Genomic DNA, 19956 nt, shown 5'->3' with positions numbered 1-19956 from the left:
GGCGATCATCGGACGCCGGGGGCGGGGCTGCCGATGAACGGCCTGCGGATCGGATCATCACGAAAGCCGGCCACGATCATCCATCGAAGTGATATCCGCTTATCCGCATAAGAGGATACGAGGCGTATAATTCGACCATGTACGACGCCGCTCCGACCCTGCCTGCCGATTGCACTGCCCAGCTACGGAGCCTGCTTGCCCAGCGGATCCTCGTCATCGACGGCGCCATGGGCACCATGGTTCAGGGCTACAAGCTCGAAGAGGCGGACTACCGGGGCGAGCGGTTCAAGGACTGGGCGCACGACCTCAAGGGCAACAATGACCTCTTGGTCCTGACCCAGCCGGCGATCATCCGCGAGATCCACGCCAAGTACCTTGCGGCCGGCGCGGACATCATCGAGACGAACAGCTTCAACGCTCAGCGCATCTCGATGGCCGACTACAAGATGGAGTCGCTGTCGTACGAGATGAACGTAGCCGCTGCGCGCGTGGCGCGAGCGGCAGTGGACGCGGTCTCGACACCCGAACATCCGCGCTTCGTCGCCGGCGCCATCGGCCCGACCAACCGCACCTGCAGCATCAGCCCGGACGTCAACGATCCGGCCAAGCGCAACGTCACGTACGACGAACTGGTGGAGGCCTACCTCGAGCAGGCGCGCGGGCTCGTGGACGGCGGCTCGGACCTGTTCCTGATCGAGACGATCTTCGACACGCTCAACGCCAAGGCCGCGATCTTCGCGTGCCTGACCTTGTTCGAAGAACGCGGCCGAAAGTGGCCGATCATCATCTCGGGAACGATTACCGACGCCTCGGGCCGCACCTTGTCCGGCCAGGTTGCGGAGGCGTTCTGGAATTCGGTGCGCCACGCGCGTCCGCTGGCCATTGGCCTGAACTGCGCGCTGGGCGGCAAGGACATGCGGCCGTACATCGCCGAGCTCTCGCAGCTCGCCGACTGCTATGTGTCCTGCTATCCGAATGCGGGTTTGCCGAACGCGTTCGGCGAGTACGACGAGCTGCCGCAGGACACCGCTGCGATCATTCGCGAGTTCGCGCAGAGCGGCCTGGTGAACATCGTCGGCGGCTGCTGCGGCACGACGCCGCCGCACATCGGCGCCATCGCGAAAGCGGTTTCCGACGTGACGCCGCGGCTGCCTTCCGAAGTGCGCCGCGTGTGCAGGCTCGCCGGCCTCGAGCCCTTGAGTCTCACCCCTGAACGCGGCTTCATCAACGTCGGCGAGCGTACGAACATCACGGGTTCGGCGGCGTTCAAGAAGCTGATCAAGGAGGGTGACTACAACGCGGCGCTCGCGGTTGCCCGCCAGCAGGTCGAGGCTGGCGCGCCGGTGATCGACGTGAACATGGACGAGGGGATGATCGACGGCGTCGCCGCGATGACCCGCTTCCTGAATCTGATCGCCGGCGAACCCGACATCTCGCGCGTGCCGATCATGATCGACTCCTCCAAATGGGAGGTGATCGAGGCGGGCCTCAAGTGCGTGCAGGGCAAGCCGATCGTCAACTCGATCTCCATGAAGGAGGGCGAGGAGAAGTTCATCCGCGAGGCGACGCTGTGCCTGAAGTACGGCGCGGCCGTGGTCGTGATGGCCTTCGACGAACAAGGGCAGGCGGACAACCTCGAACGCCGCAAGGTGATCTGCTCGCGTGCCTACAAGATCCTCACCGAACAGGTGGGCTTTCCGCCCGAAGACATCATCTTCGACCCGAACATCTTCGCGGTCGCGACCGGCATCGCCGAGCACAATCTGTACGGCCTCGACTTCATCGAAGCCACGCACTGGATTCGCCAGAACCTGCCGCACGTCCATATCTCGGGCGGTGTCAGCAACGTCAGCTTCAGCTTCCGCGGCAACAACCCCGTACGCGAAGCGATCCACGCGGTGTTCCTGTACCACGCGATCGCGGCGGGCATGGACATGGGTATCGTCAACGCGGGCGTTCTGCCGGTGTACGCCGACCTCGATCCGGAGCTGCGGGAACGTATCGAGGACGTGATCCTGAACCGGCGTCCGGCCGACGGCGCCGAGCGCCTGGTCGAGATCGCGGGACGCTTCAAGGGTGACGGTGCAAAGCAGGAAGTCGCGGATGAAGCCTGGCGTTCGTTGCCGGTGCGAGAACGCATCACCCATGCATTGGTGAAGGGGCTGGATGCCAACGTCGAGAGCGACGTCGAGGAATTGCGCGCGTCGTTGTCGGCGGAGGGCAAGCGCCCGATCGAAGTGATCGAAGGCCCGCTGATGGACGGCATGAACGTCGTCGGTGACCTGTTTGGCGCTGGCAAGATGTTCCTGCCGCAGGTCGTGAAGTCCGCGCGCGTGATGAAGAAGGCGGTGGCCTACCTGATCCCGTTCATCGAGGCCGAGAAGAAGCCGGGTGACGTGCAGAAGGCCAAGGGCAAGATCGTGATGGCCACGGTCAAGGGCGACGTGCACGACATCGGCAAGAACATCGTCGGTGTCGTGCTCCAGTGCAACAACTACGACGTCGTCGATCTTGGCGTGATGGTGCCCGCGCAGAAGATCCTCGACGCAGCCCGAGCCGAGAAGGCCGACGTGATCGGCTTGTCCGGCCTGATCACGCCCTCGCTCGACGAGATGGCCCACTTCGCCAAGGAGATGGAGCGCCAGGGCTTCGACATCCCGCTGCTGATCGGTGGCGCGACGACCTCGCGTGCGCATACGGCGGTGAAGATCGATCGCAGCTACCACGGCCCGGTCGTTTGGGTGAAGGACGCCTCGCGTTCGGTGCCGGTGGTCTCCGCGCTGCTGTCTGCAGAGCAGAAGCCGAAGCTGGTCGCGGAACTCGAGAAGGATTACGCGAGCATCCGCGAGCGGCACGCCAACAAGGACCGGCAGGAGAAGTTTCTGACGCTCGAAGCGGCGCGCGCGAATCGCACGCCGATCGACTGGGCGAAATCGCGCCCGTTCCGCCCGCGCATGCTGCTGCAGCAGGCCATGGATGTCTGCGAGGGACCCGCCTGCGATCATCACCACGAACATGCGAAGCAGTTCGTGAAGGTGTTTCGCGACTACAACCTGGCGGAGTTGCGCGAATACATCGACTGGCAGCCGTTCTTCATCTCTTGGGAGATGAAAGGCAAATTCCCGGAACTGCTCAACAACCCGTCCACCAGCGAGGTCGCACGAAAGCTGTGGTCGGACGCCCAGGTGATGCTCGACCAGATCATCGCGGAAAAATGGCTCACGGCCAGCGGTGTGATCGGCCTGTTCCCGGCACATCAGGTCGATGGCGACGACGTCGCGGTCTACGCCGACGAGACCTACACCACCGAGATCGCACGGCTGCGCAACTTGCGCCAGCAGGGGCAGCATCGCGAGGGCGTGCCGAACCGCTGCCTCGCCGATTTCGTGGCGCCCAAGGAGTCGGGTCTTCACGATTACGTCGGCGCGTTCGCGGTGACGACAGGCCTGGGTTGCCACGAGCGCGTGATGGCCTTCAAGAAAGCCAATGACGATTTCAGCGCGATCCTGCTCGAGTCGCTGGCCGATCGCCTGGCCGAGGCGTTCGCCGAGCGCATGCACCAGCGCGTGCGCAAGGAGTTCTGGGGATACATCCCCGATGAGCACCTGGATAACGAGGCGCTGATCGAAGAGAAGTACCTCGGCATTCGTCCGGCGCCGGGGTATGCGGCCTGCCCCGAACACACCGAGAAAGCCACGCTGTTCAAGCTGCTCGACGTCGAGAAGAACATCGGCATGACGCTGACAGAGAGCATGGCGATGTGGCCTGCCGCGGCGGTCAGCGGCTGGTACTACGCGCATCCCGATTCGCAGTACTTCGTGCTCGGCCGCATCAACAAGGAACAGGTCGAGGATTACGCGCGTCGAAAGGACTGGGATCTGCGTACGGCCGAGAAATGGCTGGCGCCCAACCTGGGATACGAACCGGAGGATTGAGCGCCGGCGCAAGAATCCGTGCAGGATGCGGGCTGCCCGGCTGGCGGACGTACAATTCAGACCAGCCATCAGGATCGAGCGCGAGGGAGCGTCGCACTCTATGACCAACGCCGGTAAACCCGAGTCCTCGCATTGGCTCGATCCACCGACCTGGTGGCGCAAGCTGAAGCCGCTGCGGTGGCTGGTGATCGGCGTGGTGGCGGTGTGGGGGCTGAATGCGCTCGATCTGATGCGCTTCGCCAAGCTTCCGGAAAAGGCCATTCCTGCGTTCCTGAAGCCGGAGCCCCATCCGGATTCGACGCAGTACACGCGCGTCGCCGTGGGCGTCACGCTCTGTGATCGCTTCCGCAGCTACGAGGACCTGCAATCGGTCACGTCCTCGCTGTCGGCATCGGGCTACGAGCAGTGGACCACCAACAGCCGCCGTGCCGTAGAGTCGTCAAGCTATCCGCCGTACGGTTTCGACACCGTGAAAGTGCAGGATTACGTGCACCTCGACTCGAAGGGGCGGTTGACCCTCCAGTTTTTTAACAACCGGCTTTACCAGGTCGAGTTCGTGCCGACCGACGCGGAGGCTTACGCCCGCAAGTTGCGCGCGCTGGACCTTCCGCGCGATGCCAACGCGCGTGCGGAGAAGACCACCGGGAACCTGCGCGTGGCCAGCACCGTGGATCTTGCGGTCAGCCCGGTAGGCCGTCAGTTGAGAACCGAGCCCTTCGTGATCTGGCAGGACCTGCGGCTGGTCCGCGAGCGCGATCAGTGGGACGAGAAGTTCGGATCCATTCCCAAGCAGATCGTCGGCGGCTGATCGCGCGTCGCGCGATCAGCCGCCATGCGCTTGCCGCTTAGTGGTGATGGCCGCCGGGTCCGTGCACGTGGCCGTGCTCGAGCTCTTCGGCGCTCGCCTCGCGGACGTCGGCGATTTCCACCGCGAAGTTCAGGTGCTGCCCTGCGAGCGGATGATTGCCGTCGATCGTGACCATGTCGCCGGCGACGCGCGTGATGACGACGCTGGTGGGTCCGTTGGGACCCTGGGTCTGGAAGCGCATGCCGGCCTTGACGTCCTTGACGCCCTGGAAGGCGCGGCGCGGCACTTGCTGGATCAGGCTCTGATCGTGATCGCCGTAGCCCTCGGAGGGCTCGACGCGGACATCGAGACGGTCACCGGTCTGCTTCCCGACCAGCGCTTTCTCGAGTCCCGGGATGATGTTGCCGGCGCCCTGCAGATAGGTGAGCGGTTCGCCGCCCTCTGACGAATCGAGTACTTCGCCCGCGTCGTCGGTGAGCTTGTAGTGGATGCTGACGACAGCGCGTTCGGCGATTTGCATGGCACGATCCGGGGACGGAAAAAGGCCGCAGAGGTTAACGCAACACGCTCCGTCTGGGACATCGGGACGGATTCGGACATCGGGTTCAAGGCATCAGCACCAGGTCAAGGAGACGCACATGGCAGAGGGAAAAGGCGATGGCTCGATCATGGGCGGAGCGATCTGGATGATCGTGATCTCCGTCCTGCTGTTCTGGATTCCCGGAGTGGGTGGCTTCATCGGCGGCGTGGTGGGCGGCAAGGTTTCGGGCGGGGTCGGCTCGGCACTGGTGGCCTGGGTGATGTCCTCGGTCCTGATTGCCGTCCTGTTCGCGGTGCTGGGCACGATGCTCAGCGGGATGATCCTGATCGGCGCCGTCGCAGGCCTGGGCGGACTCGTTCTCGGGTTCATCGACGCCGGAACGCGCCTGTTGGGCGCGGTGATTGGCGGGTTCCTGGCTTCGTGAAGCACGGCCGGTAAAGCCCTGAACCCGGCGCTTGTGTCAGGCCCCGAGGGCCCTTTCGATGATGAGCCTGCTCAGCGCGGGGATTCGAAGAACAGGTACGGGGTGCTGTAGTCGCTGAGCTCGAAATAGACTTTTCGCTCCCCTTCGTCCTTCTGGCCGTTCAGGTTCTCGTCCATGACGCCGTAGCCGAAGCGATAGGGTCGGGACTCGGCGTCGGTGGTGCCGTACGCCGTCGATAGTTTGTCGACGTGGATGAATCGCCGGACGACCTGTGCGCCGGCGTAAATCTCGAGAACGCCGTTCGTGCCTGTCCAGTTCTGGACCGAGCGCCCGATCTGGTTCTGCGTTTCCTGGGTGCACGCCGCGAGCAGGCCGGTGACGATCAAGGGAGCGATGAGAGTGGGTCGCATGAGTGGCCGTCGTAGGCTGCTGAAGTAACCGATCATGGCTTGGTCGGGATTCCCTGTCAGCCCATCCAGAACAGCCGCGCACCTGGGCGGGTTGTCGGACAATTGGTTTGCAGGTACCGACGAGCGGATGAGATCATGCGCCGCCGCCCTTCCTTCAGAGCCGGAGACGCCGTGCGCGCCTTTTTCACAAGCTTTCTGTGTGCGGTTGCTGTCGTTCTAACCTCGGCATGCAGCGGCGGGGGTGGCTCATCGGGTTCTGATGATCCTGGCTCAGGAGGACCGGGCACGGGCAATCCTCCGCCGGTGGATACCCGGAACTGCCAGACGGATTTCACGCCGGAACGCGTGATCGCCGGCGAAAATTGCAGTCCCGCGTTGAACCGCTATGCGTTTTGCTCCGCGATTCCCGAGTCCCAGTATCTGCAGAGCCGCGTTGCGGTCATCCCCTGCGTCGGCGTAACGGTGAGCAGCCACACCGCCAGCGGCGGTGGATTCAACAACGTCAAGTACCTGGCGATCCGCCCGAGCACCGGGCAGCCGGAGGCGGTCTATCTGGCGCTCCATTACCTCGATGCCCCGATCGAGTACTACGCCAATCTCACGCGGCTGGAAGAACTCGCGAAGGCGCGCAACGTACTGGTGCTCGTGCCGCAGGCGCCATCGGCGATCACCTCGCTTCCGATCGCGGGACTTCCCCTGCCGGAGGACATCAGGATCCTGTCGCGGTGGCCTACCCAGGCGAGCCAGCCGGTCGAAAGCTACCTGCGACTTCTCGATGCGGTGGTGGCCAGCGCCCGTGGCCTGTTCAACGCGCAAAACATTCCGCTTTACGCATCAGGCCTTTCGAACGGCGCGCCGATGGCCTACTTCTACGCCTGCAACCGACCTCAGAACGTGGACGCGATCCTGGCCGTGGCGGGCAACCAGCAGGCCGCCAATATCGCGGCCTGCCACCCCTCGCAGCCGGTCGGAGTGGTCATCGTTCACGGGACGGCCGATGTGATTGCGTCCTACAGTGGCCTTCCGGGCGACCTCTCCATGCCGGTTCCGCAAATTTACGCCGCCTTCCGAAGGCTGAACCAGTGCGCGACAGGGAGTGATCGGCAAGCCACGCTGACGCGGACGAGCGGGACCACCCGGATCGACTTCACCGGTCCCTGCCTGAACGCGCGCCGGGTCATATTGGCCGCCACCCTCGGGGACGGTCATAACTGGCCGGGCGACGATCAGGCGCCGCTGGCCGGGCTCCCGATCGATCTGTTCGGGGCGACCAAGGACGTCATCGACGCCACGATCCAGGGGTACGACCTGATGCGCTACGCCGCCGGAAATTGAGGCAGCTTGGACCGGCGAAAGCCGGTCCATCAGGCTTTTCAGCGCGTTGACACTCCCGGGGCTCACACCTATCATGCGCGCCCCCGAATCCCGGGGCCCCCGACGGCTGGGTACTCAATCCCTGTCGTCGTTTCTTTTCTCCGAAGCCGGAAAATCTGCAGTGCCAACGATCAATCAACTCGTCCGTAGCGGCCGCTCCGTGGCCAGCTACAAGAGCAAGGCCCCGGCTTTGACCTCTTGCCCCCAGAAGCGTGGCGTTTGCACGCGCGTCTACACCACGACCCCGAAGAAGCCGAACTCGGCGCTGCGCAAGGTCTGTCGTGTTCGCCTCACCAACGGCTTTGAAGTCACCAGCTACATCGGCGGTGAAGGTCACAATCTCCAGGAACACTCGGTCGTGATGATTCGCGGCGGCCGCGTCAAGGATCTTCCCGGTGTGCGCTATCACACCGTGCGCGGTGCGCTGGATTGCGCCGGCATCGACAAGCGTCGCCAGAGCCGTTCGAAGTACGGCGCGAAGCGTCCCAAGGAAGGCGGCGGTGCCGCTGCAGCCGCCAAGAAGAAGTAAGCGAGAAAAGACATGTCACGTCGCCGCAAGCCTGTAATCCGCACCATCCTGCCGGATCCGAAGTACAAGAACCTCGTCGTCACCAAGTTCATGAACATGGTGATGGAAGATGGGAAGAAGTCGATCGCCGAGAAGATCGTGTACGGCGCCCTCGGCCAGATCGCGACCAAGAAGAAGGTCGAAGATCCCGCCGCGGTGCTGCAGACCGCCTTCGACAACGTCGCTCCTGCCGTCGAGGTGAAGTCCCGCCGTGTCGGTGGTGCCACCTATCAGGTGCCCGTCGAAGTCCGCGCCGTGCGTCGTGTGACCCTGGCCATGCGCTGGGTGATCGATGCCGCCTCCAAGCGCGGCGAGAAGTCGATGGCTGACCGTATCGCCGGCGAACTGATGGATGCTTCCGAGCACCGCGGTGCCGCCGTCAAGAAGCGCGAAGACACGCATAAGATGGCCGAAGCCAACAAGGCATTCGCCCACTTCCGCTGGTAAGTCTTTTTTCGCTTCGTCACCCGGTCTGGAAAGGGGGGCCAGCCGGCCCCATGTAGCAGACCCGCAACGCAATCGAGTTTCGCCATGCCCCGCACTACGCCCATCGAGCGCTACCGCAACATCGGTATTTCCGCTCACATCGACGCCGGTAAGACCACGACCACCGAGCGCGTGTTGTTCTACACGGGCGTGAACCACAAGCTCGGCGAGGTCCACAACGGTGCGGCCACGACCGACTGGATGGAGCAGGAGCAGGAGCGCGGCATCACGATCACGTCGGCTGCCGTGACGACGTTCTGGAAGGGCATGGGTAACCAGTTCGACCAGCACCGCATCAACATCATCGACACCCCGGGCCACGTCGACTTCACGATCGAAGTCGAGCGCTCCATGCGCGTGCTCGACGGCGCCTGCATGCTGTACTGCGCCGTCGGCGGCGTGCAGCCGCAGTCCGAGACCGTGTGGCGCCAGGCCACCAAGTACAAGGTCCCCCGTCTCGCGTTCGTCAACAAGATGGACCGCACGGGCGCGGATTTCTTCAAGGTCGTCAAGCAGATGAAGGACAAGCTCCGGGCCAACCCGGTGCCGATCCAGATTCCCATCGGCGCCGAGGAGAAGTTTCAGGGCGTGGTCGATCTCGTGAAGATGAAGGCCATCATCTGGAGCGACGCCGACAAGGGCATCACCTTCACCTATGGCGAGATCCCGGCTGACCTGGTCGAGACCGCCAAGAAGTGGCGTGAGAATCTCGTCGAGGCCGCTGCGGAAGCCTCCGAAGACCTGATGAACAAGTACCTCGAGAACGGTGATCTCGAGGAAGCAGAGCTCAAGGCGGCGATCCGTCAGCGCACCCTCGCGCTCGAGATTTTCCCGATGCTCTGCGGCTCGGCCTTCAAGAACAAGGGTGTGCAGGCCATGCTCGACGCTGTCGTCGAGTACCTGCCTGCGCCCACGGACGTGCCTGCGCTGGCGGCACACGACGTCGACGACTACGAAAAGCTGATCGAGCGCAAGGCCGCGGACAACGAGCCGTTCTCCGCGCTGGCGTTCAAGATCATGACCGACAAGTACGTCGGTGCCCTGACGTTCATCCGCGTGTATTCCGGCACCCTCAAGCAGGGCGACTCGGTCTACAACTCGCGCAACGGCAAGAACGAGCGCATCGGTCGCCTCGTGCAGATGCACGCCAACGAGCAGCAGGCGATCACCGAGGTGCACGCCGGCGACATCGCGGCCTGTGTCGGCCTCAAGGACGTGTATACCGGTACGACGCTGGCCGACCTGGCAAAGCCTGTCGTGCTCGAGCGCATGGTGTTCCCCGAGCCGGTCATCAGCCAGGCGGTGGAGCCCAAGACCAAGGTCGACCAGGAAAAGATGGGCATCGCGCTGTCGCGTCTGGCCCAGGAAGATCCGTCGTTCCGCGTCCACACCGACGAAGAAACTGCCCAGACGATCATGTCGGGCATGGGCGAGCTGCATCTCGAAATTCTCGTCGACCGCATGAAGCGCGAGTACGGCGTGGAAGCCAACGTCGGTGCTCCGCAGGTTGCCTACCGCGAGACGATCCGCAAGAGCGTCGAGCAGGAAGGCAAGTACGCCAAGCAGTCGGGCGGTAAGGGTCAGTTCGGCCATGTCTGGCTGCGCATCGAGCCGAACGAGACCGGCAAGGGCTACGAGTTCCTCAACGAGATCGTGGGCGGTGCCGTCCCCAAGGAATTCATCCCGGCCGTGGACAAGGGCCTGCGCGACGCCATCAAGAATGGCGTGCTCGCCGGCTACCCCGTCGTGGACATCAAGATCGCGCTGACCGACGGCTCGTACCACGAAGTCGACTCATCCGAAATCGCGTTCCGCGTGGCGGCCTCGATGGCCTTCAAGGAAGGCTGCCAGAAGGCCAGCCCCGTCATTCTCGAGCCGATCATGGCCGTGGAAGTCGAAACGCCGGAGGACTACACCGGTGACGTCATCGGCGACTTGAACCGTCGTCGTGGTGTGATCCTCGGCATGGATGACAATTTCGGCGCCAAGGCCGTCAATGCCGAGGTCCCGCTCGCCGAAATGTTCGGTTACTCCACGACGCTGCGCTCGATGAGCCAGGGCCGTGCGACGTACACCATGGAATTCAAGAAGTATCAGGAAGCGCCGCGTAACGTCACCGAAACGCTGGTCAAGAAGAAGTAAGGCAAACAGAACAGGAACTGAGGTTTAAGACATGGCCAAGGAAAAATTCGAGCGCGTCAAGCCGCATGTGAATGTGGGGACGATCGGGCATGTGGATCATGGCAAGACGACGACGACGGCGGCGTTGACGAAGATTTCGTCGGACAAGTTTGGCAAGACGAAGTATGTGGCGTACGACGAAGTGGCGAAGGCGTCGGAGTCGCAGGGTCGTCGTGACAGCACGAAGATTCTGACGATTGCGACGAGCCACGTGGAGTATGAAACCGACGCGCGCCATTACGCGCATGTCGACTGCCCGGGCCACGCGGATTACGTGAAGAACATGATCACGGGTGCGGCGCAGATGGACGGCGCGATCCTGGTGGTGTCGGCGGTGGACGGCCCGATGCCGCAGACGCGCGAGCACGTGCTTCTGGCCAAGCAGGTCAATGTGCCGAAGATCGTGGTTTGGCTGAACAAGTGCGATCTGGTGGAAGACGCCGAACTGCTCGACCTGGTCGAGATGGAAGTGCGCGATCTGCTGAGCAAGTACGGTTTTCCGGGCGACGACACCCCGGTTATTCGCGGATCGGCCACCAAGGCGATCGCGGGTGAGAAGGAGTGGGTTGCCAAGGTCGAGGAGCTGTACGCGGCGCTGGACAGCTTCATTCCGGAACCGCAGCGCGAGACGGACAAGCCGTTCCTGTTGCCGGTGGAAGACGTGTTTTCGATTTCGGGTCGCGGCACGGTGGCCACGGGCCGTATCGAGCGCGGCATCGTGAAGGTGGGCGAGAACGTCGAGATCGTGGGTATTCGTCCGACGGCGGTCAGCACGATCACGGGCGTGGAAATGTTCCGCAAGCTGCTGGATCAGGGGCAGGCGGGTGACAACGTGGGTCTTCTGCTTCGTGGTACGAAGAAGGAAGACATCGAGCGTGGTCAGGTTCTGTGCAAGCCGGGCAGCATCAAGCCGCACAGCAAGTTTGAGGGTGAGGTGTACGTGTTGACCAAGGAAGAGGGCGGTCGTCACACGCCGTTCTTCAAGGGTTACCGTCCGCAGTTTTATTTCCGTACGACCGACGTGACCGGCAATGTTCAGCTGGGCGAGGGCACGGAGATGGTGATGCCGGGCGACAACGTGAAGGTGACGGTGGAACTGATCAACCCGATCGCGATGGAGGAGCAGGTCCGCTTCGCCATCCGTGAGGGTGGCCGTACCGTCGGCGCCGGCGTCGTCACCAAGATCCTGGCTTAAATATTCAGGCCCCGTCGCGGCTCCACCGCGGCGGGGTTTGATCGTAACCGGAGACGCGCGTACAATCCGCGCCCTTTTGTTACGCGTAGTCCAGCTACATCGCTAGGGGCGTAGCTCAACTGGTAGAGCGTCGGTCTCCAAAACCGAAGGCTGGGGGTTCGAAACCCTCCGCCCCTGCCACGAAGCTGGTCCCCCGAAGTGTTGCCGCGCGTTGGCCGTATCGATGGAATCACAGACCGAAGTCTCTACAGCGCCGCGATACGACAGCCTGTTGCTTGCCGCAGCAGTCGCCCTGCTGGTTGGCGCACTGGGCTCGTTTTATTACTTCTCCGGCGAAGTAAATGCCCTTGTCCGCACGCTCGGACTGCTGGCCGCGACTGCGGTCGCGCTGGCCCTGGCCTACAAGACCGAACTCGGTCGATCAGTCTGGGGCTACATCATCGGGGCCCGTACCGAGCTCCGAAAGGTCGTTTGGCCCAGCCGGCAGGAAACCCTGCAGGCCACGCTGATGATCGCTGTCGTCGTGCTGATCACCGCCCTGCTCCTCTGGGGCTTGGATTCGTTGCTGCTCTGGGGCGTCAAGCTCCTCACTGGTCAGGGCTAAACAGAACATGACGATGCGCTGGTACGTGGTGCACGCCTACTCGCAGTACGAGAACAGCGTCAAGAAGGCGCTGGTCGAGCGCATTTCCCGCGCCGGCCTGCAAGACCTGTTTGGCGAGATCCTGGTGCCGACCGAAGAAGTGGTCGAGATTCGGGACGGCGTCAAGCGCATGACCGAGCGGAAGTTTTTCCCCGGCTACGTGCTGGTGAACATGGAGATGAACGAGGACACCTGGCACTTGGTGAAGTCCACGCCCAAGGTGCTCGGTTTCATCGGCGGCACGCCGGACAAGCCGGCGCCGATCTCCGAGAAGGAAGCCAATTCGATCCTCAATCGCGTCGAAGAGGCGGTCGAGAAGCCGAAGCCCAAGACGCTGTACGAGCCGGGCGAGGGTATTCGCGTCATCGACGGTCCGTTCGCGGATTTCTCGGGTGTCGTGGAAGAAGTGAATTACGAAAAGAATCGCTTGCGCGTGGCGGTTCTGATCTTCGGCCGGTCTACGCCGGTCGAGTTGGAGTTCTCACAGGTCGAGAAGGCGTGAGACGGGGTTTTGCGAACAGTCCAGTGGACTGCTCGCCCGGCTTGCGGCCCGGACCTCTGGTCCGGGCGGTAGAAGGTTTGAGTCAGTAGCCGCAGCACACAGAACGCAACCGCGTTCTTGTTCAACCGGGGAGCCGAAAGGCGCTTGTACCCAACAGGAGTAAACGATGGCCAAGAAAGTACAGGGCTACGTCAAGCTGCAGATTCCTGCAGCGAAGGCCAATCCCTCACCTCCGATCGGGCCTGCGCTCGGTCAGCAGGGCGTGAACATCATGGGTTTCTGCAAGGAGTTCAACGCAGCCACCCAGAAGATGGAGCCCGGCATGCCGATTCCCGTGGTCATCACGGTGTACTCGGACAAGAGTTTCACCTTCATCATGAAGACGCCGCCGGCGACTTACCTGATCAAGAAGGCAGTGGGCATCGAATCCGGGTCCAAGAACCCGAACACGGTCAAGGTCGGCAAGATCAAGCGCGCGCAGCTCGAGGAGATCGCCAAGATCAAGATGGCGGACCTCAATGCTGCGGACATGGACTCCGCCGTGCGCATCATCGCCGGCAGCGCCCGCTCGATGGGCATCGACGTGGAAGGGGTGAAGTAACGTGGCCCAGAACACCAAAATCAAGCTGACCAAGCGCCAGAAGGCCTTCACTTCGAAGGTTCAGGAAGGCAAGACCTATCCGCTGGACGCCGCGATCGACATTCTCAAGGCCTGCTCGACCGCCAAGTTCAAGGAATCGGTCGATATGTCGATCAACCTTGGCATCGACGCCAAGAAGTCCGACCAGAACGTTCGCGGCTCCACCGTGCTGCCGCACGGCAACGGCAAGTCTGTGAAGGTCGCCGTGTTCACCCAGGGCGCGAAGGCTGCTGAAGCCACCGCCGCCGGCGCCGACGCCGTCGGTATGGACGATCTGGCCGCGAAGATGAAGGCCGGTGACATGGATTACCAGGTCGTCATCGCCTCGCCGGACGCGATGCGCGTCGTCGGCCAGCTGGGTCAGCTGCTCGGCCCTCGCGGCCTGATGCCCAACCCGAAGACCGGCACCGTCACGCCGGACGTTGCCACCGCGGTGAAGAACGCGAAGGCCGGTATGGCCAAGTTCCGTACCGACAAGGCCGGCATCGTGCATTGCTCGATCGGCTCCGCCACGTTCGAGAAGGACAAGATTCTCGAGAACATGCTCGCCGTGGTGCGTGACATCCGTAAGCAGAAGCCGGCGTCGTCGAAGGGCGTTTTCATCAAGAAGGTGACGCTCTCGACCACGATGGGCCCCGGCATCCGCATCGACGTGGGTTCATTGCCGGAATGATTTGACGGGACGCCGGAGGCGGGGACGCGGGTGTGCAAGTAATGCACCTCGCGCGACCCGCTTCCCACGTCCCCGCAAGATTTGATGTGTGGTGAATGTCGAAGGCAGGGCCTGCTCTGCTTCCGGCGCGAACCGCATCGTCAGAGACCGTAAGTACCGCAAGGGTTAAAGGGCCGCCACGGCCGCTTACGCAGACGGTGTAACCGAAAGCAGAAGGATCGCTGTCGGCGAAGCCGTGAGGTGGAGGAGGTTCTGCAAGGGACCTTCCGTTCGTCAACAGCAGCACCAGGAGCAGGTCTTATGGCACTCAGGTTGGAAGACAAGAAAGCCCTGGTTGCGGAAGTCAACGAAGTTGCGTCCAAGGCGCTCTCGGCGGTTGCCGCCGAGTACCGCGGTCTGACCGCCGGCAAGTTCGACATCCTGCGTCAGAGGGCTCGTGCAAACGGGATCTATCTGCACGTGGTGAAGAACACGCTGGCGAAGCGGGCCGTTGCAGGCACGGAGTTCGAGTGCCTGGGTCCTGCGCTGACCGGCCCGCTCGTGATCGGATTCTCTCTCGAGGATCCGGGTGCGGTGGGTCGTGTCATCAAGGATTTCGCCAAGGAAAACGACAAGCTGGTGGTCAAGGCGGTCGCGGTCGGCGGGACGCTGTACGGTCCCAAGGACATCGAACGTCTCGCCTCGCTGCCGACCAAGGATCAGGCCATCAGCCTGCTCATGGGCGTCATGAAGGCCCCCATCGGCAAGTTCGTTCGCACGCTCGCCGAGCCCACTGCCAAGTTCGTGCGCACGGTCCAGGCCGTCGCCGACAAGCAGACGGAAGCGGCGTAAGCCTCGTTCGAAGACATCCGCATTCAGCGTTCGTAATCACACACACTTTTACGTTTCAGGAGTCATCACATGTCGCTCAGCAATCAGGAAATTCTTGACGCGATCGCCGCCAAGTCCGTCATGGACATCGTCGAGCTGGTCAAGATGATGGAAGAGAAGTTCGGCGTTTCCGCCGCCGCCGCTGTCGCCGCTGGCCCGGCTGCCGCCGCTGGCCCGGCTGCCGCCGCCGTCGAGGAGAAGACCGAGTTCACGGTCGTTCTCGCTGCGTTCGGCGAGAAGAAGGTCGAAGTCATCAAGGTCGTGCGCGAACTGACGGGCCTCGGCCTGAAGGAAGCCAAGGACCTGGTCGAAGGCGCGCCCAAGGAAGTGAAGGATGGCGTGAACAAGGCCGATGCCGAAGCCATGAAGAAGAAGCTGGAAGCCGCTGGCGCCAAGGTCGAGATCAAGTAAGCCTTGCCGTTCAAGCAGCCGCAGTGAGGCGAAGGCTGGGGGCCCGAAAGGGCCCCCGGCCTGTCGCCGTTGTACCGGTAGACGACAAGCAGTACGCATCGGCCTGGCTCCTCGCCAGCCCCATGGGTTCTGCGGTGTCTAGCCAACGCCGCCGTTTCACGTTGTATGACTGAGAGGTCAAGAATGTCTTACTCGTTCACCGAGAAGAAGCGCATCCGCAAGGATTTCTCCAAGCTGCCGGAGACCCGCGAAATCCCGTATCTCCTCGCCACGCAGATCGACTCGTACCGCGAGTTCCTGCAGGCGGACATGCTGCAGTCCAAGCGGCGTGAAACCGGCTTGCAGGCCGCTTTCAAGTCCGTTTTCCCGATGGTGTCGTACAACGGCGCCGCCGCACTCGAGTTCGTGAAGTACCGCCTCGACGAGCCGGTCTTCGAAGAAGTGGAATGCCGTGTGCGCGGCATGACCTACGCCGCGCCGCTCAAGGTGACCGTGCGCCTGGTGATCTTCGACCGCGAGTCGAAGGAGAAGAAGGTCAAGGACGTCCGCGAGCAGGAGGTCTATCTCGGCGAAATTCCGCTGATGACCGACCACGGCACCTTCGTCATCAACGGCACCGAGCGTGTCGTCGTGTCGCAGCTGCATCGTTCGCCTGGCGTGTTCTTCGATCACGACAAGGGCAAGACGCACAGCTCGGGCAAGCTGCTGTACAGCGCTCGCATCATCCCGTATCGCGGCTCCTGGCTGGACTTCGAGTTCGACCCGAAGGACAACCTGTTCGTCCGTATCGATCGCCGCCGCAAGCTACCGGCCACGATCCTGCTCCGCGCGTTGAACTACAACAACGAGCAGATGCTGGAGATGTTCCACGAGATCAACTCGTTCCAGCTCCAGACCGAAGGCGCGCTGCTGGACCTCGTGCCGGAACGTCTGCGCGGCGAGAAGGCGCTGTTCGACATCAAGGCCGGCACCAAGACCATCGTCGATGCAGGCCGCCCGATCACGGCGCGCCACATCAAGCAGATCCGCGAAGCAGGGCTCAAGACGCTCGAAGTGCCCGATGAGTACCTGATCGGCCGCATCGTGGCTCGCGACGTGATCAACAAGGGCACGGGCGAAGTCCTGGCCGCTGCCAACTCCGAGATCAAGGAAGTCGACCTGCCGAAGTTCCGCGCAGCCGGCATCAAGGATCTGCCCACGCTCTACGTCAACGACGTGGACAAGGGACCGTACGTTTCGACCACGCTAAACATCGACCCGACGCGCACGCGCCTCGAGGCCCTGGTCGAGATCTACCGCATGATGCGCCCGGGCGAGCCGCCCACGAAGGATGCTGCGGAGACGCTGTTTGCCGGCCTGTTTTTCGCCCCCGAGAAGTACGATCTGTCGGGCGTCGGCCGCATGAAGTTCAACCGTCGTCTGCGCCGTGACGCGACCACTGGTCCCGGCGTGCTGAACAACGACGACATCACGGCCGTCATGAAGCAGATCATCGCCATCCGCAACGGCGAAGACCAGACCGACGATATCGACCACCTCGGCAATCGCCGCATTCGTGCGGTCGGTGAAATGACCGAGAACGTGTTCCGCACGGGCCTGGTCCGTGTCGAGCGCGCCGTGCGCGAGCGCCTGGCGCTGGCCGAGGCCGAGAACCTCACGCCGCAGGATCTGATCAATGCGAAGCCGGTTGGCGCCGCGATCAAGGAATTCTTCGGTTCGTCGCAGCTGTCGCAGTTCATGGATCAGAACAACCCGCTCTCGGAAGTCACGCACAAGCGTCGCGTGTCGGCCCTCGGACCGGGTGGCCTGACGCGTGAGCGCGCCGGCTTCGAAGTGCGCGACGTGCATCCGACGCATTACGGTCGCGTCTGCCCGATTGAAACGCCGGAAGGCCCGAACATCGGTCTGATCAACTCGCTGGCGTGCTACGCGCGCACCAACGACTACGGCTTCCTCGAGACGCCGTACCGCAAGGTCGCAAATGGCGTCGTGTCCAACGACATCGAGTACCTGTCGGCGATCGAAGAAGGCCGCTACGTCATCGCGCAGGCCAACTCGGAGCTCGATGCCAAGAACAAGTTCAAGAGCGACCTGATCTCGGCGCGCTTCCAGAACGAGTTCACGATGATGACGCCCGACCGCATCCAGTTCATGGACGTGTCGCCGCGCCAGATCGTGTCGGTTGCCGCCGCGCTGATTCCGTTCCTCGAGCACGACGACGCCAACCGCGCGTTGATGGGTTCGAACATGCAGCGCCAGGCCGTTCCGACGCTGCGCGCCGAGAAGCCGCTGGTCGGCACCGGCATCGAGCGCCGCGTGGCGATCGACTCCGGCAATGCGATCACCGCACGCCGCGGCGGCGTGGTCGACAAGGTCGACGCCTCGCGCGTCGTGGTCCGCGTCAACGACGACGAGACCATCGCCGGTGAAGCGGGCGTGGACATCTACAACCTCGTCAAGTACACCCGTTCCAATCAGAACACCTGCATCAACCAGAAGCCGCTGGTGCAGCCCGGCAACAAGGTGGAGCGCGGCGACGTGCTGGCCGACGGTCCGTCGACCGACCTGGGCGAGCTCGCCCTGGGCCAGAACATGCTGATCTCGTTCATGCCCTGGAACGGCTACAACTTCGAGGACTCGATCCTGATCTCGGAGCGTGTCGTCGAGGAAGATCGTTTCACGACGATCCACATCGAAGAACTCACCTGTGTCGCGCGCGAAACCAAGCTCGGCCCCGAGGAAATCACGGCGGACATCCCGAACGTGAACGAGACGGCGCTGCGCAAGCTCGACGAGAGCGGCATCGTCTTCATTGGCGCCGAGGTCAAGGCGGGCGATCTGCTCTGCGGCAAGGTCACGCCGAAGGGCGAGACCCAGCTCACGCCGGAAGAGAAGCTGCTGCGCGCGATCTTCGGCGAGAAGGCCAGCGACGTGAAGGACACATCGCTGCGCGTTCCGGCCGGCATGGACGGCACCGTCATCGACGTGCGCGTGTTCACGCGTGAAGGCGTCAAGAAGGACAAGCGCGCGTTGTCGATCGAAGAGAGCGAACTGGCCGCGGTCCGCAAGGACTTGAACGACCAGCAGCGCATCTTCGAGGACGACATCTACTCGCGTCTGCGCCGCCTGCTGGCTGGCAAGCTCGCCGATGGCGGCCCCAACAAGCTCAAGAAGGGTTCGAAGCTTGAAGGCGAGTACCTGGATTCGGTCGAGCGCGAGAAGTGGTTTGAAATCCGCCTGCAGGACGAGGACGCTCAGAGCCAGCTCGAAGCGGCCGCCAAGCAGCTCAAGGATCAGCGCGCCTACTTCGACCAGCGTTTCGAGTCCAAGAAGCGGAAGATCACCGCGGGTGACGAGCTGTCCCCCGGCGTGCTGAAGATGACCAAGGTGTACCTGGCCGTTAAGCGCCGCATCCAGCCGGGCGACAAGATGGCCGGCCGCCACGGCAACAAGGGCGTCATCTCGCAGATCGTCCCAGTCGAGGACATGCCGCACATGGATGACGGCACCCCCGTCGACATCGTGCTCAACCCGCTGGGCGTGCCGTCCCGTATGAACATCGGGCAGTTGCTCGAAGTGCATCTCGGCTGGGCTGCCAAGGGCATCGGCAACAAGATCGACGAGATGCTCAAGCAGCAGAAGGCGATTGCCGAACTGCGCAAGTTCCTCGACAAGATCTATGTCGGCAAGAGCGTGAAGAAGGAAAAGCTGGCGGAGTTCTCCGACCAGGAAATCCTGACGCTCGCGCGCAACCTGACCGCCGGTCTCCCGATCGCGACGCCGGTGTTCGACGGCGCCGCCGAGGAAGAGATCAAGGATCTGCTCGAGCTGGCGGGCCTGCCCCGCAGCGGCCAGGCCATCCTCACGGACGGCCGTACGGGCGAGCAGTTCTCGCGTCCCGTCACGGTGGGCTACATGTACATGCTCAAGCTCAACCATCTCGTCGACGACAAGATGCACGCGCGTTCGACCGGTCCTTACTCGCTGGTCACGCAGCAGCCGCTGGGTGGCAAGGCGCAGTTCGGTGGCCAGCGCTTCGGCGAAATGGAAGTCTGGGCGCTGGAGGCCTACGGCGCGGCCTACACGCTGCAGGAAATGCTGACCGTGAAGTCCGACGACACCAACGGCCGCACGCGCATGTACAAGTCCATCGTCGATGGCGACCACCGCATGTCTGCCGGCATGCCCGAGTCGTTCAACGTGCTGGTCAAGGAAATTCGATCCATCGGTCTGAACATCGAGCTGGAGCAGAACCCCTGACGCCTAGCCGCCAGGGTTACTGAGCCAGACACGAC

Annotated in this window: 17 protein-coding genes and 1 tRNA gene; 16 read left to right on the top strand and 2 right to left on the bottom strand. The window is 63.0% G+C overall.

Features of this window, described 5'->3' with window-relative positions:
• Nucleotides 1–137 precede the first annotated feature (137 nt).
• Both metH and DFR24_RS13845 read left to right on the top strand, forming a co-directional pair.
• A complete protein-coding gene (gene metH, locus DFR24_RS13850; protein WP_133881990.1) occupies nt 138–3935 on the top strand; it encodes a methionine synthase in 3798 nt (1265 codons plus the stop codon).
• 100 nt (nt 3936–4035) lie between these two features.
• On the top strand, nt 4036–4743 hold the full coding sequence (locus DFR24_RS13845; protein ID WP_133881989.1) for a hypothetical protein: 708 nt from the start codon (nt 4036–4038) through the stop codon (nt 4741–4743).
• Nucleotides 4744–4780: 37 nt separating this feature from the next.
• Here the strand turns inward: DFR24_RS13845 and DFR24_RS13840 are convergent, their stop codons facing one another.
• A complete protein-coding gene (locus DFR24_RS13840; protein ID WP_133881988.1) occupies nt 4781–5263 on the bottom strand; it encodes an FKBP-type peptidyl-prolyl cis-trans isomerase in 483 nt (160 codons plus the stop codon).
• Between the two features lie 118 nt (nt 5264–5381).
• On the opposite strand from DFR24_RS13840, the gene DFR24_RS13835 reads away from it, so the two are divergent.
• Complete coding sequence (locus tag DFR24_RS13835) at nt 5382–5708, top strand: hypothetical protein (RefSeq protein WP_133881987.1); 327 nt, start codon at nt 5382–5384, stop codon at nt 5706–5708.
• A gap of 71 nt (nt 5709–5779) precedes the next feature.
• Here the strand turns inward: DFR24_RS13835 and DFR24_RS13830 are convergent, their stop codons facing one another.
• The gene (locus DFR24_RS13830; RefSeq protein ID WP_133881986.1) at nt 5780–6118 is read right to left on the bottom strand and encodes a hypothetical protein; all 339 of its coding nucleotides are present in this window, start codon (nt 6116–6118) and stop codon (nt 5780–5782) included.
• Nucleotides 6119–6421: 303 nt separating this feature from the next.
• Here DFR24_RS13830 and DFR24_RS13825 point away from each other — a divergent pair, with 303 nt between their 5' ends.
• The 13 genes from DFR24_RS13825 (at nt 6422) to rpoB (ending at nt 19921) form a co-directional block, all read left to right on the top strand.
• Nucleotides 6422–7453 carry an alpha/beta hydrolase family esterase gene (locus DFR24_RS13825; RefSeq protein ID WP_133881985.1) on the top strand — a complete coding sequence of 344 codons (1032 nt, stop codon included), beginning with the start codon at nt 6422–6424 and terminating at the stop codon, nt 7451–7453.
• A gap of 160 nt (nt 7454–7613) precedes the next feature.
• A complete protein-coding gene (rpsL, locus tag DFR24_RS13820) occupies nt 7614–8021 on the top strand; it encodes a 30S ribosomal protein S12 (protein ID WP_133881984.1) in 408 nt (135 codons plus the stop codon).
• Nucleotides 8022–8033: 12 nt separating this feature from the next.
• A complete protein-coding gene (rpsG, locus tag DFR24_RS13815) occupies nt 8034–8507 on the top strand; it encodes a 30S ribosomal protein S7 (RefSeq protein WP_133881983.1) in 474 nt (157 codons plus the stop codon).
• Nucleotides 8508–8591: 84 nt separating this feature from the next.
• A complete protein-coding gene (fusA, locus tag DFR24_RS13810; RefSeq protein WP_133881982.1) occupies nt 8592–10688 on the top strand; it encodes an elongation factor G in 2097 nt (698 codons plus the stop codon).
• Nucleotides 10689–10719: 31 nt separating this feature from the next.
• On the top strand, nt 10720–11922 hold the full coding sequence (gene tuf / locus DFR24_RS13805; protein WP_133881981.1) for an elongation factor Tu: 1203 nt from the start codon (nt 10720–10722) through the stop codon (nt 11920–11922).
• Between the two features lie 104 nt (nt 11923–12026).
• A tRNA-Trp gene (locus DFR24_RS13800) sits at nt 12027–12102 on the top strand.
• Nucleotides 12103–12145: 43 nt separating this feature from the next.
• Nucleotides 12146–12526, top strand: coding sequence for a preprotein translocase subunit SecE (secE, locus tag DFR24_RS13795; RefSeq protein WP_133881980.1), 381 nt, complete (start codon nt 12146–12148; stop codon nt 12524–12526).
• A 7-nt stretch (nt 12527–12533) separates the two neighbouring features.
• A complete protein-coding gene (nusG, locus tag DFR24_RS13790) occupies nt 12534–13067 on the top strand; it encodes a transcription termination/antitermination protein NusG (protein ID WP_133881979.1) in 534 nt (177 codons plus the stop codon).
• Between the two features lie 166 nt (nt 13068–13233).
• Nucleotides 13234–13668 carry a 50S ribosomal protein L11 gene (gene rplK, locus DFR24_RS13785; protein ID WP_133881978.1) on the top strand — a complete coding sequence of 145 codons (435 nt, stop codon included), beginning with the start codon at nt 13234–13236 and terminating at the stop codon, nt 13666–13668.
• Between the two features lies 1 nt (nt 13669).
• Complete coding sequence (rplA, locus tag DFR24_RS13780; protein WP_366518922.1) at nt 13670–14380, top strand: 50S ribosomal protein L1; 711 nt, start codon at nt 13670–13672, stop codon at nt 14378–14380.
• 300 nt (nt 14381–14680) lie between these two features.
• On the top strand, nt 14681–15211 hold the full coding sequence (rplJ, locus tag DFR24_RS13775) for a 50S ribosomal protein L10 (RefSeq protein ID WP_133881977.1): 531 nt from the start codon (nt 14681–14683) through the stop codon (nt 15209–15211).
• A 69-nt stretch (nt 15212–15280) separates the two neighbouring features.
• Nucleotides 15281–15661: a 50S ribosomal protein L7/L12 gene (gene rplL / locus DFR24_RS13770; protein ID WP_133881976.1), complete on the top strand. Its 381-nt coding sequence runs from the start codon at nt 15281–15283 to the stop codon at nt 15659–15661.
• 183 nt (nt 15662–15844) lie between these two features.
• Complete coding sequence (gene rpoB / locus DFR24_RS13765) at nt 15845–19921, top strand: DNA-directed RNA polymerase subunit beta (protein ID WP_133881975.1); 4077 nt, start codon at nt 15845–15847, stop codon at nt 19919–19921.
• Nucleotides 19922–19956: the final 35 nt, after the last annotated feature.

The organism is Panacagrimonas perspica, assembly GCF_004364935.1.
GTDB classification, from domain to species: Bacteria; Pseudomonadota; Gammaproteobacteria; order Nevskiales; family Nevskiaceae; genus Panacagrimonas; species Panacagrimonas perspica.
Note: the sequence above shows the minus strand (reverse complement) of the source record. Positions and strands in the feature narration are given on the sequence as shown.